This is a genomic window from Isoptericola sp. NPDC057191, assembly GCF_042670225.1.
Classification (GTDB): domain Bacteria; phylum Actinomycetota; class Actinomycetes; order Actinomycetales; family Cellulomonadaceae; genus Isoptericola.
The window spans coordinates 52,207-67,314 of the sequence record NZ_JBHUWC010000004.1 but is presented as its reverse complement, the minus strand read 5'-3'; the positions used below and the strand labels follow the sequence as shown (position 1 = coordinate 67,314).

At 73.1% G+C, this 15,108-nt stretch carries 16 protein-coding genes; 7 read left to right on the top strand and 9 right to left on the bottom strand.

The features are described from left to right. Positions 1–246 precede the first annotated feature (246 nt). The 5 genes from ACFT55_RS01695 to ACFT55_RS01675 all read right to left on the bottom strand — a co-directional run bounded on the left by ACFT55_RS01695 (position 247) and on the right by ACFT55_RS01675 (position 3,483). Complete coding sequence (locus tag ACFT55_RS01695; RefSeq protein WP_380240838.1) at positions 247–459, bottom strand: hypothetical protein; 213 nt, start codon at positions 457–459, stop codon at positions 247–249. A gap of 209 nt (positions 460–668) precedes the next feature. Next, complete coding sequence (locus ACFT55_RS01690) at positions 669–1,304, bottom strand: HAD family hydrolase (protein ID WP_380240836.1); 636 nt, start codon at positions 1,302–1,304, stop codon at positions 669–671. Positions 1,305–1,340: 36 nt separating this feature from the next. Then, a complete protein-coding gene (locus ACFT55_RS01685; RefSeq protein WP_380240834.1) occupies positions 1,341–2,327 on the bottom strand; it encodes a GNAT family N-acetyltransferase in 987 nt (328 codons plus the stop codon). A gap of 233 nt (positions 2,328–2,560) precedes the next feature. Next, positions 2,561–3,022, bottom strand: a complete 462-nt coding sequence (locus ACFT55_RS01680; RefSeq protein ID WP_380240832.1) for a carboxymuconolactone decarboxylase family protein — start codon at positions 3,020–3,022, stop codon at positions 2,561–2,563. Beyond that, entirely contained in the window at positions 3,019–3,483 is a 465-nt protein-coding gene (locus ACFT55_RS01675; protein WP_380240830.1) for a MerR family transcriptional regulator, read from the bottom strand. The genes ACFT55_RS01680 and ACFT55_RS01675 overlap by 4 nt, the downstream gene beginning before the upstream one ends. A 262-nt stretch (positions 3,484–3,745) precedes the next feature. On the opposite strand from ACFT55_RS01675, the gene ACFT55_RS01670 reads away from it, so the two are divergent. The 4 genes from ACFT55_RS01670 (at position 3,746) to ACFT55_RS01655 (ending at position 7,454) form a co-directional block, all read left to right on the top strand. Continuing rightward, positions 3,746–4,972, top strand: a complete 1,227-nt coding sequence (locus ACFT55_RS01670) for an NAD(P)/FAD-dependent oxidoreductase (RefSeq protein WP_380240828.1) — start codon at positions 3,746–3,748, stop codon at positions 4,970–4,972. Next, the gene (locus ACFT55_RS01665) at positions 4,969–5,901 is read left to right on the top strand and encodes an RNA polymerase sigma-70 factor (protein WP_380240826.1); all 933 of its coding nucleotides are present in this window, start codon (positions 4,969–4,971) and stop codon (positions 5,899–5,901) included. Before ACFT55_RS01670 ends, ACFT55_RS01665 begins: the two co-directional genes overlap by 4 nt. A 60-nt stretch (positions 5,902–5,961) precedes the next feature. Then, on the top strand, positions 5,962–6,762 hold the full coding sequence (locus ACFT55_RS01660; RefSeq protein ID WP_380240824.1) for an AraC family transcriptional regulator: 801 nt from the start codon (positions 5,962–5,964) through the stop codon (positions 6,760–6,762). Between the two features lie 77 nt (positions 6,763–6,839). Further along, positions 6,840–7,454 (top strand): LysE family translocator, encoded by a 615-nt coding sequence (locus ACFT55_RS01655; protein ID WP_380240822.1) that lies wholly within the window; start codon positions 6,840–6,842, stop codon positions 7,452–7,454. Positions 7,455–7,495: 41 nt separating this feature from the next. On the opposite strand, the gene ACFT55_RS01650 is transcribed toward ACFT55_RS01655, so the two are convergent. After that, positions 7,496–8,767, bottom strand: coding sequence for an alpha/beta hydrolase family protein (locus ACFT55_RS01650; RefSeq protein WP_380240819.1), 1,272 nt, complete (start codon positions 8,765–8,767; stop codon positions 7,496–7,498). Positions 8,768–8,803: 36 nt separating this feature from the next. Between ACFT55_RS01650 and ACFT55_RS01645 the strand changes: the two genes are divergently transcribed. Continuing rightward, a complete protein-coding gene (locus ACFT55_RS01645; protein WP_380240817.1) occupies positions 8,804–9,382 on the top strand; it encodes a helix-turn-helix domain-containing protein in 579 nt (192 codons plus the stop codon). Between the two features lie 9 nt (positions 9,383–9,391). Further along, complete coding sequence (locus tag ACFT55_RS01640) at positions 9,392–9,844, top strand: NUDIX domain-containing protein (RefSeq protein WP_380240815.1); 453 nt, start codon at positions 9,392–9,394, stop codon at positions 9,842–9,844. Positions 9,845–9,968: 124 nt separating this feature from the next. Here the strand turns inward: ACFT55_RS01640 and ACFT55_RS01635 are convergent, their stop codons facing one another. Next, on the bottom strand, positions 9,969–10,607 hold the full coding sequence (locus ACFT55_RS01635; protein WP_380240813.1) for a DUF2268 domain-containing putative Zn-dependent protease: 639 nt from the start codon (positions 10,605–10,607) through the stop codon (positions 9,969–9,971). 57 nt (positions 10,608–10,664) lie between these two features. Then, positions 10,665–11,150 (bottom strand): MarR family winged helix-turn-helix transcriptional regulator, encoded by a 486-nt coding sequence (locus ACFT55_RS01630; protein WP_380240811.1) that lies wholly within the window; start codon positions 11,148–11,150, stop codon positions 10,665–10,667. 39 nt (positions 11,151–11,189) lie between these two features. On the opposite strand from ACFT55_RS01630, the gene ACFT55_RS01625 reads away from it, so the two are divergent. Then, positions 11,190–12,170 carry a DMT family transporter gene (locus ACFT55_RS01625; RefSeq protein WP_380240809.1) on the top strand — a complete coding sequence of 327 codons (981 nt, stop codon included), beginning with the start codon at positions 11,190–11,192 and terminating at the stop codon, positions 12,168–12,170. On the opposite strand, the gene ACFT55_RS01620 is transcribed toward ACFT55_RS01625, so the two are convergent. Further along, complete coding sequence (locus ACFT55_RS01620) at positions 12,128–15,040, bottom strand: FAD-binding and (Fe-S)-binding domain-containing protein (RefSeq protein ID WP_380240807.1); 2,913 nt, start codon at positions 15,038–15,040, stop codon at positions 12,128–12,130. The genes ACFT55_RS01625 and ACFT55_RS01620 overlap by 43 nt on opposite strands. Positions 15,041–15,108 lie beyond the last annotated feature (68 nt).

Below are 15,108 nucleotides of genomic sequence, written 5' to 3'. Positions count from 1 at the left end.
GGCGCATATCAGATCCGACCCTCCAGCCAGACGTGCTTGACGTCGCCACCGATCACCCGTGCGACCGGGACGCGCTCCCTCCGCGACGAGGTCCACGGGCTCGGCAAGGCCGGCGACGCGATGCGTGGCACGTGCGGAGGTCCTGCGGCCGCTCACGTCGAGGCGGTCGCGGCGTGCTGCTCGCTTCGAGTGCTCGCCAGGCGCGCTCCGCCCCGGCCACACCCTCAAGGACCGCCCGTGCCGGGCCTAGGTGAAGACCTCGACCGAGGTGTTGCCGTCCGGGTCTCTACCGACATCGTCGGTGACGCCCATCGTGAGAACCATCAGGCCGACCCCCAGGAGCGCGCCGCATGCGGCCAGGGAGAGGCCCGCAAGGATCCAGGAACGGCGACCCACGCGCCTGACGAGCGCACGTGCGACGAGCCCCGCAGCGGCGAGGGCGACCAGCGTCCCGACCACCGGGGTGAGGAACGCGACCGCTCCTCGTGGCGTGTGGGAAGGCCATGACGCCTTGCACGCCAACCGCTCGTGTGGTTGACCTCGTCACGACTCAACACCATCGGCCACCCGCGACGACGCAGTGTTGCAGAGTCCGCACGGCTGGTGTCAGATCCGACCTTAGACGTTCGAGGTTCCTGGCCTCTGCGCTCGCTCGCGCGACGGACAAGTCACTCCACGACGAGGTCCGCGAGCTCGGCGAGGTCGGCGATGCGATGTGTGGCGCGCGAGAGGTCCTGGGCCTGCGTGAAGGGGTGGTGGACGACGGCGCAGTCGATGCCCGCCGCCACGGCGGAGCCGAGACCTCGGGCCGAGTCCTCCACGACCAGCACCTCCCCCGCGTCGGCCCCGAAGCGGCGCAGGCCGGTCAGGTACGGCTCCGGGTGCGGCTTCGCGTGCGTGTAGTCCTCGCGCACGAGGGCGAAGTCCATGAACCGCAGGATGTCGCGCGTGGCGTGGATGAGCTCGAAGTCCGCGCGCTTGGAGGTGGTCACCACGGCCATGCGCACGTGCTGCGACAGCCGGGCGAGCGCGTCGACCACGCCGTCGATCTCGATGTCCTCGGTCCGCAGGAAGTGCTGGTAGTAGGCGTTCCGGGCGTCCCGCACTCGGTCGATGGTGTCCTCGTCGACGCCTGCTGCCCTCGCCTGGGTCCAGGTGGGGTTGCCGTGGGCCATGTCGCGGAGGTACTGATCCCTGTCCAGCGTGAAGCCGACGTCCGCCAGGGCGCGGGCCCCGGCCTCGAAGTACCAGGGCTCCGTGTCGACCAGCACACCGTCGTGGTCGAAGAGGATGTAGTGCTTCATCCCGCGAGCGTACGTGTCCGGCACTGTGGGACAGCGCTAGTCCGCCGGCGCCGAGAAGATGAGGCGGACGTCGGTGTTCCGGTACCCGGCGCGGGTGAACGCCGCCGCCATCGGGCGGTTCCCGAGGTCGGTCGTGGCGGTGATGCGCTCCGCGCCGTCGGCGGCGTGGAAGCGCGTGATGGCGGCAAGGATCTCCGAGACGTGGCCGCGGCCGCGCAGCTCCGGGACGACGCCGAGGTAGCCGACGTTGCGGGCGTAGGGGGTCGCCGACGGGATCGCGAGACCGGCGAGGGCACCGTCCGGGGTGTGCGCGAGGCGCCACCACTCCCGCCTACCGGGCCGGTCCAGGTAGAACTGCAGGCTCTCGCGGGCGGTGGCCTCCGGCCCGTGTGCCGCCTCGCCCTCGCGGGTGTGCGCGTCGAGGGTGCCCTCGGCGACCCGCAGCATCGCCGCGAGGAAGGCTTCGTCGTCCGGCTCCGGCGAGAAGATCAGCCGTTGCGGCGCGGCGGGCAGCGGCGACTCGGGCGTCCACTCGAACTGGAGCCGCTCGACCTCGACGCCGAGACCCGCCAGGCGGGCGGCGTCCCTGCGCCAGGCGACGGCGCTGACGTGCTTCGGGTCGTCCCGCCAGGACTCGGGCAGGCGCATCAGGTTGTACAGGGGCGGGGCGTCCGCGCCGGCCCCGCGGAAGGCGTCGTGCCCGGCCCGGAGGAGCGCGGCCGTCAGCGGAGCCCGGTCGACGGCGGGAACGTCGTCGACGACGGCGAGGCAGTCGAGCGCGAGGGGGTGGGTGCTGTCGCTCTGCCCCCACCACAGCGCGCGGGCCAGGACCTGGCCGTCCGCGCCCCAGGCGGCCCACGTCCACTCCGGCCGGTACTGCTGCTCGGCGGCCTCCGCCCGGTACGAGTCGGCGGACAGCCGCCACACGGGCTCGCGCGACGTCAGCGCGAGGACACGGTCGAGCTCCGCGCCAGGACCGGGCACGGCGGACAAGCGAGGAGCGGTCGTGCTCGGGAAGGTCATCGAGGCACCTTTCGAGGCGGGAAGGCATGGCCGTGGCAAGACCGGGAAAGAGGACACGGCGGTCGGGCATCAACCGGCCGAGGTCGCGCACCACGAGCGGCGCACATCGCGCCGACCAGGAGTGATCCTGCCAGGCCCAGCCCCACCGACAGACACCTGGTCATCACCGAACGGGCCCCTCCCCAGACTGACCGTGACCGCACACCAGGACCTCGCCGATCAGGACGGACCAGTCAGTCCGTGGAGGTTTGAGAAGCCTCCCCGGACGTGCGCGCGGCGTCGTCGTCACGCTCGGTGAAGACCTCACGGGCGGCGAAGGTCGCGTTCACCGCCCGGGGGAACCCGCAGTAGACGGCGGCGTGCAGGATCGCCTCGATGATCTCCTCGCGGCTGAGGCCCACGTTGAGGGCGGCGCCGACGTGCACCTTGAGCTGGGGTTCACAGCCCCCGAGCGCGGTCAGGACGCCGAGGGTGACCAGCTGCCGGCTGCGCGGGTCGAGCCCGGGCCGGTCGTAGATGTCGCCGAACGCGAACGCCGCGACGTGATGGCCCAGCGCGGGACTGATGCCGGCCAGGGAGTCGACGACCGCCTCGCCCTGGTGCCCGTCGATCTGCGCGAGGACGGACTGTCCGTGCCGGCGGCGGGCAAGGTTCTCGGGGCTGTCGATGTCGTGCTGCGGGGTGGTGGTCGTCATGGTCGAGGCGCTTCCTGGTAGGTGGCGATCTTGTACTCGGTGGCGGCCAGCGCGAGCTGCAGCTGCGCGACCTGGGACCGCAGGGTGTCGCGGTGCTCAAACAGCAGATCGAGGCGTTCGGACACGGTGTCCCGGCCCTCGTCGACGAGGTCGACGTAGTGGCGCAGGTCGCTGATCGACATGCCCGACGTGCGCATCCGCGTTAGGAACACCAGCCGCCGCACCGCGGCCGCGTCGTAGCGACGATGGCCGGCGGCGTCGCGGGCGACGCTGACCAGCCCGATGCGCTCGTAGTACCGCAAGGTGTGCGGGCTGACCTCGAGATGCTCGGCCGCGGTCGCGATGTCCCACTCGACGGCATCGTCGTCGCGCGCGAGCTCCCGCAACGCTTCGACCGACACCCCTCCCGGCGGGTCCACCGCCAGGCGGAGCGCCCTGCTCAGCGCGTCGTCCAGTTCCATGCCGAGGACGGTAGGGCTTCGAGCGCACTCGAACGCAAGCGGCGACATGGCCCACCCCGCGACATGCACGACGACATGCACGACAGGACACAGGGACGAGGCTCCCGAGCGCTGCGCCGACCCCCGGCGCCATGCCCTGGCGCCATGCCCCGGCGCCATGCCCCGGCGCGACGTGACGGGCGTCACAGTGCGGCGATGTCACGTTCTGCCCGGCCGCGCCCATCTCGTGGGCATCACCGGACCTACGGAGGAGACGGACACGATGGACGCACAGCAGGCAGAGCACACGACGACCTCGGCCACGACGACCGGCCGGCGTGCTCCCCACCACGTGGTGGTCCTGGGGGCGGGCTACGCCGGGATGGCGGCGGCGGTGCAGCTCGCCGCCCGCGTGGGGCGGCGCGACGACGTGCAGGTGACGATGGTGAACGCCCAGGAGCGGTTCTCCGAGCGCCTGCGCTTCCCCATGACGGCGACCGGGCAGCAGGTCGCGGACCTGCGCATCCCCGAGATTCTCGACGGCACGGGCGCACGGTTCGTGCAGGGCTGGGTGACGGCGGTCGACGCCGACGCGAAGATCGTGCGTATCGACGACGACCGGACCCTGACCTACGACACGCTGGTCTACGCGCTCGGGGGCGCGGCCGACACGTCGGCGGTGCCCGGCGCCGAGGACCACGCCCACAGCCTCGGCAGCGTCCAGGACGCGGAGGTGCTGGCCCGTCGGCTCGCCGGCCTGCGGGGCGGCGCCGTCGTCGTCGCGGGCAGCGGCCTGACAGGAGTGGAGTCGGCGGCCGAGATCGCCGAGCAGCACCCGAACCTCGACGTCGTGCTGGTGGGGAGGCAGGAGCCCGGCGCGAGCCTGAACCCGAGGGCGCGGGCCTACCTGCGCGCGGCGCTCGACCGGCTCGGCGTCGAGGTGCGCTCGGGAGCCGAGGTCACGAAGGTGCTCCCCGGCGCGCTGGAGCTGGCGGGCGGGGAGGTCCTCGCCGCCGACGTGGTGCTGTGGACGAGCGGTACGCGCGTCTCGCCGATGGCCGCCGCCGCCGGTCTCACGGTGGACGACCGGGGACGGATCGTCACGGACTCCGCGCTGCGGTCGGTGTCGCACCCCGACGTGTACGCCGTCGGTGACGCCGCAGCGATCCGCCAGGGGTACGGCGTCATGCACGGCACCTGCCAGGGCGGGATGCCGACGGGGGTGCACGCCGCGCTGTCGATCGACCGGGTGCTGCGGGGCAGGCAGCCGAAGCCGTTCCGCTTCGGGTACTACCACACGCCGGTGAGCCTCGGCCGGCACGACGCCGTCGTGCAGTTCACGCGTCCCGACGACAGCCCCCGGCGAATCTGCCTGACGGGCGGCGCGGCCGTGCGGTACAAGGAGACCGTGACTGCCTCGCCCTGGCCGACGTACGGCCGCATGAAGAAGCTGCCCGCCTCCGGTGCGTTCTGGCCGCGCGGCGGCCGGTACACGCGGGCCGCCCGGTGACGGCGGCCGGTGAGGACGGCGCGCCCGGCCCCGACGACGACGTCTTCCACCAGCACCGCAGGCTCCTGTTCTCCGTGGCGTACCGCGTCCTCGGCTCCGCCGCCGATGCCGAGGACGCCGTCCAGGACGCGTGGATCAAGTGGTCGTCGGCGGACCGCTCGCACGTGGCCGACCCGAAGGCCTACCTGGCGCGGATCGTGTCGAACCTGGCGCTCGAACGCCTGCGGTCCGCGCGGTACCAGCGCGAGACGTACGTGGGTCCGTGGCTGCCCGAGCCGATCCTCACCGCCGGGGACACCGTCGACGCCGTGACCGGCGCCGAGTCCGTGTCGATGGCGATGATGGTGGTGCTGGAGACGCTCAGCCCGCTGGAGCGGGCCGTGTTCGTACTGAAGGAGATCTTCGACTTCAGCCACGCCGAGATTGCTGAGGCCGTAGGCCGGTCCGAGGTCTCGGTTCGTCAGGCCGCGCACCGTGCGCGCGAGCACGTCCATGCCCGACGGCCCCGGTTCGCGGCCGACCGTGCGCAGCACCGTGCGGTCACCGAGCGCTTCTTCGCCGCGGCGACGGGCGGGGACGTCAACACGCTGCTGGACCTGCTCGCGCCGGATGTCACGCTCTGGACGGACGGCGGCGGCAAGGTCCGGCAGGCGCTGCGCCCGATCGTCGGCGCGGAGACCGTGGCCCGGTGGTTCGCAGCCATCGGCACCGTCACGTATCAGGGGGTCGAGCCCGCCGACATGGTGGCCGAGCTCGTCGAGATCAACGGCGAGCCCGGGATCGTCTTCCAGGGCGGGGGGCGGGTCGTGGCCACCGTCACGGTCGAGGTCGACGGCGACGGCAGGGTCGTCGCGGTCCGCAACGTGGCCAACCCGGACAAGCTCCGTGCCGTGGCGGGCGGCACCGCCTACGACCTCGGGGCGCGATGAGCGGACCGCGTGCGGCGGGCGTGCGCTTGTCGAATGACGGTCCGAGGGGGAGGACGATCGATGGCTGAGTTCTGGCACAGCACGGAGCTGCCACATCTGGAGTCACGACGCTCCTGCCAGGATGCCGCCTGCTACCGGCCGCACTCGCACGACCGCTTCTCGATCGGACTCGTCGACACCGGCACGACGGCATTCACCGGGCCGGCGGGCGGCTCCGTCCCACTCGCCGCCGGCGACGTGATCCTCATTCCGGCTGGGCACGTGCATGCCTGCAACCCCGGCCGGGGGCGCTGGGAGTACCAGATGATCCACGCCGACCAGCGCTGGATCGCGAGCCTGCTGCCCGAGGGCGGCGAGATCCTCCTCGGGGGGATCACCGTCGTCCGCGACCGCGGCGTGCACCGGAGGTTTGACGCCGTCAACGACCTGCTGTTCGCCGGGCCCGGCGAACAGCAGGCAGCGACCGCAGACGTCGAGGCCACGCTCCGCCGGGCCCTGAACGAGTGCATGGCGGCCACACCGCTCCACCGGTTGCCCTCCGCCACCGACATCGAGCTGCTGGACCGGCTGGGGCCGGTGCTCGACCGGCTGCACGAGGACGCGTCGAACCCGGCGCTCACCGAGCTGGCCGAGGCCGCCGGGATGGACCGGTATCAGCTCATCCGGGCGATGCGGCGGGCCACCGGTCTCACGCCGGTGGCGTGGCGGCACAACGACAGGGTCATCACCGCGCGGACGATGCTCCGTGAGGGCAGATCGCTCGCCGAGACCGCGCAAGCGCTCGGGTTCGCCGATCAGAGCCACTTCCACCGGGTGTTCCGCGCCCACGTGGCCGCCACCCCCGGCGCCTACCGACGCTGACGCAATATCGTTCAAGACCCCCACCCGGGACCACCCCAGACTCGAGGCGACAGGTCGTCCACCACGTCTGGGGAGAGATGGAGCAGTTCCTCGCCGTCGCCGTCGCGCACTTTCTCGCCCTGCTCATCCCAGGGGTCGACTTCTTCCTGATCGCACGCACCACCTTGACCAGCGGCTGGCGCAGCGCCAGCGGCGTGTGCGTGGGGATCGCCTGCGCCAACGGCGTCTTCGTCGCCGCGGCGTTCTGCGGGCTGGCGGCGATCACGAGTCCCGCGGTGTTGCAGGTGGTCCAGGGCGTCGGGGGCGGATTCCTGGTCGTCATGGGGGTCACGTTCCTGCGGGCCAGAGTCGACGTCGGCGTCGCCTCGCCCGCTCGGCTCGCCCGCACGACGTGGACGCGAAACCTCGGTCTCGGTCTCGCGTCCGGGCTCCTCAACCCGAAGAACGCGCTGTTCTACGTCAGCCTCGCCGCCGTTCTCACCGGCGCCGGCCCCGCCGTCCTCACGCTGTACGGCGTGTGGATGGTCGCCGTCGTGCTCGCATGGGATCTGTTCGTCGCCGTCGCGCTGGGATCCGAGCGGGCGCGCACCCGGCTCGCCCGTGTGCTGCCGTGGCTGACGAAGGTTGCGGGCGCCGTGCTCGTCCTCCTGGGGATCGGGATGATCGTCACGCTCGTAGCCGCCGCGCGGTGACGAGCGTGGCGAGCAGGTACCGCGCCGTTCAGTCGATGGGCTCAGTGCGCATGGATCCAGTCGGCGATCGTGTCCACGACCTGCTGGTCGAGATGGCCCGGCTGTTCGTAGTCCCTGGGCAGCGATGGTCCCGTCCCGGGCAGGAAGAAGTGGTCGTCCTCGGGCACCTCCCGGACCGTGACGTCGGGGTGGTCGGCCAGACCTTGTCGCCACAGGGCGAGGTCGTCCTCGACGGTGACCTGGTAGTCGCGGCCGCCCTGGAGCAGCAGCAGCGGAAGGCCCGACTGGCGCGCGGTGGCGACCGGGTCGTACCGACGCAGGTCGAGCCAGAAGGAGGCAGGCAGCCCGAAGGGGAGCCGCGAGGTGGGGGTGCTCTGCCGCAGGCGAGGACCGGCGGCGCGACGGGCCTGGCGGACGGTGCGGCGGACGTCGCGCCGGTCGACGCCGGTGCCCGGGTGCGTCGCAAGATGCTTGACGACCCGGACGGCCGCCTCGGGCATCGGAGCAGCGTCTGCTGCCAGGAGTATCAGACCGCCGAGGGAGGCGCGGCGGTCGTCGTCGAGAAGGGCGGCAACCCGCGGGGCGATCTTGCCGCCCATGGAGTGCCCGGCCAGGGTGATCCTCGCGGCGTCCACGCGCGAGTGCTGCCCCAGCTGGCGAACCGCGTCGGGCACCGGCCGGTAGTCGTCCATGGCGACGGCGCCAGGCCGGGTGGCGCGCTCGGGCGCCCCATGGCTCGGGTTGTCGTAGCGCGCCACGGCGATGCCTCGAGTGGCCAGGCCCCAGGCGAGGTCCCGGCCGATCCGGTTCGACCCGGTCGTCATGTCCCTGTCGAACGGGCCCATCCCGGACAACAGCACGACGGCGGGCACGGTGCCGTTCCCGTGCGGGATCGTGAGGGTTCCACCCACAGCGGTGTCGCCGGCACCCATCACGGTCTCGACCTCGTCGAACTCCTCGATGTCCGCGTAGGTCGGTGGTTCCCATGCCAGGACGGTGGGACGCACCTGCAGGTCGAGCAGCCCGCCGTCGGGTGCGACCGTCACGACGGCGGTCAGCGCCGGGCCGGGCGTCCGGCAGGCCAGGCGCACGACCGTGGGCGCGCCGGGCTCCTCGGGCACCGCGACGCTGTCCAGCTGCCACGCGGTCAGGCCGCCGTGCACGCTCACAGCCTGCCGCCAGGCGTGCCCCAGCCGGCGCGCCGGCAGGCGCCGGCGGACGGCGGGGTCGAACAGCGCCTGGGCGCGTCGGGCGTCGCCGCGGTCGAGGTGCTGCAGGACGAGGTCGGCATTCCGTACCGCGATTGTTTGCACGAATGAGAACATTAGCGCCGGTGAGACCATGGGTCCATGGCCGGCAACCATCCGATCGTCCACCCTGTCCGCCTGCGGATCGCCGGGGCACTGTCCGGCCGGCGAGAGCTCACCACCGCCCAGCTGCACCGGGCCCTGCCCGACGTCTCCCAGGCGACCCTCTATCGGCAGGTCGCGATACTCCTCGACTCCGGCCTGCTGGAGGTGACCAGCGAACGGCGGGTCCGCGGCGCCGTCGAACGCACCTACCGGTTGGTCCCCGATCGAGCCGCGGTGACCCCCGCGGCAGCACGCACCGCGACCGTCGACGACCACCGGGCCGCCTTCGGCGTCGCGATGGCCGCCCTGCTCGCCGAGTTCGGCGCCTACGTCGACCACCCCGACGCCGATCCGGCCGCCGACCTCGTCGGATATCGGCAACACGCCGTATGGCTCTCGCCGCGCGAGGTCGAGCAACTCATCACCCGCCTGCGTGACGCCATCACCCCGGCCCTGACCGGCGGCCCCGAGCCCGCCGAGGACGGCGAACGACGACGCTACGTCCTCAGCCCCGTGCTCTTCCCCGCCGGCGGAGAGGAGTTCGCCGCCCGGTCCCGCGAGCGGTCCGAGCGGTAGCGTGCGCGCGTGGGCTTCGAGCATCGGGTCGTGGTGGGTGTGCTCTTCCGCACCGGGTCTGTGTTGCTGGGGCTACGGTCCGCGGCACGTCGTGCGTACCCGGGCGTGTGGGATCTTCCGGGTGGTCACGTCGAACCAGGCGAGAGCACGGTGGAGGCGCTGGCCCGCGAGCTGCGCGAGGAGCTCGGTGTCGAGGCCGTCGTCGAGCCGATGGCCCTGTTCCGGATCGAGTCGGGCGACCTGGCGCTCGACGCTCACCTCGTGCCCGAGTGGTCCGGTCGCATCACCAACGCTGCGCCCGACGAGCACGACGACCTGCGCTTCGTCGACGTCCAGGAGTTCCCGCGGCTCGAGTTCGCTCACCCCCAGTACCCGAGCCTGCTGACGGACCTCGTCGCGAGACAGCGCGGCAGGGACGTGCCGCACCGTCGGCACGAGTCGTCAGTCGCGGACCCGACCTGACCTGTCAGGAGCTACCTCGAGGTCGTGGACGTCCACGTGGACGACGGAGGTATGGCGACCCGGCGACGACGACTTGTGGGTCGTCACTCAGAACGGCGACAGAGGACAGGCGGGCAGAGGTGTCTCAGCGCGGCTCGTCGTGCTCGAGCGCGCGCGTGATCGCGGCGGCGGGCGCGTGGACCAGCGCGGACGCGCTCAGCCCGTGTTCGCGGGCGTACGAGCGCGCCCACCGGTAGCCGGCGGTGTACCCGAGCCACAGGGGCATGTCCCCGGCGTGGAAGAACCATCGCCCGTCGTCGGCGGGATCCTCGTCCAGCGCGTCGACCAGGCGCGCGACCTGGGCGTCGGTGACGTCCTGGTGCGCGAACTCCGACGCCGCCCCGAGGACCTCCTCCTCGAACAGCATGGCCAGGCCCTCGGACACGACGCGGTCACGAAGGCTCGACCCGCACCCGGGTCCTCGCTCCCGCGCCACGTGGTGGAGCTCGTGGACCAGGGTCGCACGGACGGCTGACGTCGTGGTCGTCTGCGACGCGTCGACCGCGAGGACGACGGATCGCGCACTGTACGTGTAGCCGCCGCAACCCCAGCTCGGGATCGTCATGTCCGGGGCGTCGACCGCGAAGACGTCCACCCCGCTCAGGTGCAGGACGTCATGGACCAGCCGCACGGCGTCCTGGAACCCCTCGTCGAGCACCGCCAGCTGCTGCTCGGAGTAGACACCCGATCCGGTGGGCAGGTGCAGGTCGATCGCAGGAGGCACCGCACCACACTAGGGCTCTGGTCGGCTCCATGGACGCCGACGGCTTCGGTGTCGCGCTCAGCCGCCGACGAGCTTGCGCAGCAGCGCTTCGAGCTGCGTCCGTTCGTTACGCGAGAGCGGGGAGAGCAGCTGCTCCTCGAGCTGGAGGTGCTCGGGATAGGCCTCGTCGATGAGACGGCGGCCCTGGGGCGAGAGCGTGACGACGCGCCCGCGGCCGTCGTCGGCCTGCAGATGCCGGGACACCAGCCCGGCGGACTCCAGCCGGTCGACCCGCTTCGATGTCGCGCCCGCCGTCACCATGGTGTGCTCCGCGAGGTCTCCCTGGTTGAGCGCGAAGGGCGCGCCCGCCCGCCGGAGCGCGCAGAGGACGTCGAACTCGCCCTCCCCGATCCCGTAGCGCCGATAGTTCTCCACGAGCGCCGCGGAGAAGTCGTCGGAGACCCGGCGCATCCGGCCGATCACGGCCATCGGGCTCGGGTCGAGGTCCGGACGCTCGCGGCGCCACTGCTCGACGAACGTCCCGACGCGATCGACCTCCACCATGAGCCCAGTGTACTTTCCGTGGAAAGTACACTGGTTTCCGTGGAAACTTCTTGGAGGGCGGGCCGGTGGTGGCACGCCGCACGCTGGCCCCTGCTCGCAGCCGTCGGGCCCGTCGCGTTCGGGTCCACCTACTTCGTGACCCATCAGCTCCTCCCCGCGGACACGCCCCTGTGGGGGTCGGCGACCCGCGCGCTCCCGGCGGGCGTGCTCCTCATGCTGATCGCCCGCAGGCTGCCGCGCGGCGCATGGTGGTGGCGGTCTCTGGTGCTCGGGACGCTCAACATGGGGCTGTTCTTCTGCCTCGTGTACCTCGCGGCCCAGCTGCTCCCGGCGAGCGTCGCCGCCTCGCTGATGTCGCTCAGCCCGCTCGCCATCGCCGGCGCCGCATGGTTGCTGGTCCGCGAGCGCCCCACGCCGCGGATCCTCGTCGGGGCCGGCGTGGGCGGGGCCGGCGTCCTCCTGATCGTCAGCACCGCGACCGCCGCGCTCGACGGGTGGGGCATCGCGGCGTCGGTCGCCTCGATGGCGCTGTCGTCCGTCGGAGCCGTCCTCACGAAGCGGTGGCAGGACGGCACCCCCGTCCTCACGGTCACCGCGTGGCAGCTGGTCGTCGGCGGCATGGAGCTGCTGGTCGCCGCGGCCCTCGTCGAGGGGAGGCCGCCCGCGCTGTCGCTCTCCGAGACGCTCGCGTTCGCTTACGTGAGCGTCGTCGCGACGGCGCTGGCGTTCGTCTGCTGGTTCAGCGGGTTCCAGCACCTGCCGGCGGGCGCCGTCGGGGTGATCGGGCTGCTCAACCCCGTCACCGGGGTCGCCCTCGGGGTCGCCGTCGGCGGGGAGACGCTCACCGCGCTCCAGGGAGTCGGGATCGGCCTCGTGCTGGCGAGCATCGCGTTCGCCACGGGCGGCCACCGGGCCGGGTCCGCGCGGCGGGAGGCGCCTCGCCCCGGGACCCTCCCGGTCCGGCAGCAGGAGCCGGTTCAGCGCGTCGCCGCCTCCAGCAGCTCCAGCACGTGCACGTAGTCCCTGCCGGTGGCGCGGGCCATCCCCATCTCGCAGGTCCGGTTGTTCGAGACGTACGCGTCGTACCGGCCGTCCGGCAGCGTCCGCTCCCCTGCCGCGACCTCCGTCGCCTCGGCGTGCGTGGCGGCGGCGGTCAGCTCGGGGTGGAGCATGCCGCGGTCGCCGGCGAAGCCGCAGCAGCCCCACGCGGCGGGCACGACGGCGTCGTCCGCGACGGCCGCGGCCACGGCGCGCAGGTCGTCGACCGCGCCCAGGTGCACGGTGGCGCAGGTCGGGTGCACGACGACGCTCGGCAGGCGCTCGACGTCGACCCCGCGCGCCGCGAGCGCCGGCAGCACGTCGGTGCGCACGAACGTCACGGCGTCGACGATCCGCAGCCGCGCGAACCGTGCGGCGTCCTGCGCCGACAGGTGGTGCGGTGTCTCGACCAGCCCGTGCGTGCAGCTCGACGCGTCGCACACGACCGGCAGCTCGCCGCCGCGGGTCGCCGTCCACAGGGCGTCGAGCACCTGCCGCGCCATGCGCGCGGCGCCGTCGGGCAGCCCCTTGCTCACCCACGGCGTGCCGCAGCACAGCCCACCGATGCCCTGCGGCACGACGAGGCCGACCCCTGCCCGCTCGCACAGGGCGCGGAACGCGGCCTCCGCGCCGACCGGGCGTCCGTCGTCGGGCAGCCCGCCGTCCGCCGGGGCGAACAGCTCGCCCATGCAGGAGGCGAACAGGACGGCGCGGGGCGCGTCGCCGTCGGCCGCCGCCAGGTCTGCCTCCTCGCGCTGCGGACCGGGCCCGGGCAGGTCGCCGTCGACGCGCGGCACGACGTCGGTCCCCACCGCGCCGCGCGCGACCTCCGACGCGACGCGCACCACCGGCGTCGGCACCTTCTGCACGACGCCGAGCGCGCCGCGCAGCACGTCCACGACCGGCCCCCAGGACCCGGCGAGCGCCTCGCCGCCCTTCTGGACGAGGGCGGGGTTCGACCGCGCCCGGTGCCCCTTCATCACGACGCCCGTGTCGATGCCGACGGGGCAGGCCTCGACGCACATCGAGTCGGCGGCGCAGGTCTGCACCCCCCAGTACTCGTACGCCTTCGCCAGCTCCTCCCGCTCCCCCTCGGGGGCGACGGCGAGCTCCTTGAGCAGGGCGATCCGCTGCCGCGGCGTCGTGGTGACGGTGCGCGAGGGACAGCCGGGCTCGCAGTACCCGCACTCCACGCACCGGTCGACCAGCGGGGCGTCCTCGCCGCCGGCCGACGCCTCGACCTTGAGGTCGCGCAGGTGCTCGCGCGGGTCGTCGGTGAGGACCACGCCGGGGTTGAGCACGCCGCGCGGGTCGAACAGGCTCTTGATCTCGCGCATCACGGCGTACAGGTCGTCGCCGTACTGGCGCTGCACGAACGGCGCCATGATGCGGCCGGTGCCGTGCTCGGCCTTGAGCGAGCCGCGGTGGCCGAGGACGAGGTCCACGAGGTCGTCGCTGAACGCCTCGTACCGGTCCAGCTCGGCCGGGTCGCCGAGGCGGGGGCTGATCATGAAGTGCAGGTTGCCGTCCTTGGCGTGCCCGAACGTCACGGCGTCGTCGTACCCGTGCCGGGCGAACAGGCCGCCCAGGTCGCGCACGGTGGCGGTGAGGTCGGGGACAGGGACGACGACGTCCTCCAGCAGCGCCGTCGCCCCGGCCGGCCGGGCGCCGGCGACCGCCGTGTACAGGCCCTTGCGCACCCGCCAGAGGCGCTCGCGCGTGGCGGGGTCGGTCGTGAGGGTCGCGGGCACCTCCAGCGCGAGGCCGTCGACGACGGCGCGCGCGGCGTCCTGCAGGGGCGCGAGGGCGTCGTCGGTCGCCGCGCGGTACTCGACGAGCAGCGCCGTCTGCCCCGTGATGCCCGCGCCGCGCGCGAGGGACCGCATCGACGGGTCCGCCTTCGGGTCGGCGGCCGCCACGCGCAGCGACGCGGCGTCCATGAGCTCGATCGCCTCCGGCCCGGAGAGGCCGAGGGGCACCAGCGCGTCCGTGGCGCGCTCGAGCGAGTCGAAGACCAGCAGCGTCGTCGCGACCTTCGTCAGCAGGGGCACGGTGCGGAAGGTGACGTCGGCGACCCAGCCGAGCGTGCCCTCCGAGCCCACCAGCAGGTGCTCGAGGATCTTCACCGGGGAGTCGTGGTCGAGCAGCGCGTTCACCGAGTAGCCCATGGTGTTCTTCATCGCGAACTGCCGCTCGACCTCGGCGCGCATCGCCGGGCTCGACCGGACGCGGTCGCGCAGCGCGGCCAGCCCGCGGTGCAGGTCCGGCTCCCGCGCCGCGAGGCGCGCGTCGGCGTCGGGCGCCCCGGTGTCCACCACGGTGCCGCTCGCCAGCACCACCGTCATCGACTCGACCGTCCGGTACGCCGTGCGCGTGGTGCCCGACGACATCCCGGACGAGTTGTTCGCGACCACTCCCCCGACCGTGCACGCGATCTCGCTCGCCGGGTCCGGGCCGAGGCGGCGACCGTGCCGAGCCAGGTGGCCGTTGACCAGCCGCAGCGTGGCGCCGGGCTGGCAGCGCACCCGCTCCCCGCCGTCCAGCACCTCCACGCGCGTGAACCGGGTGCGCGTGTCGATGAGCATCCCCGCGCCCGACGCCTGCCCCGACAGGCTCGTGCCGCCGGAGCGGAACGTCACCGGCAGACCCCGCCGGCTCGCCTCCCGCATCGCGGCGACCACGCCGTCGACACCGTCCGCGCGCACCACGACCTCCGGCCGCAGCAGGTAGTGCGACGCGTCGTGCGCGTGCGCCACCCGCGTCAGCAGGTCCGTCCGCAGCTCATAGCCCAGGGCGTCCTCGGGAGACGGTGGGCGCCGCCGCGTGCGTCCGGTCGTGAGTCGTGCCGTCATTCCCGCACCTCCGTGGGCCTCCCTGGCAACGATGCCTCGCGAGCACGGACCCCGCCGGGCGGAACCGC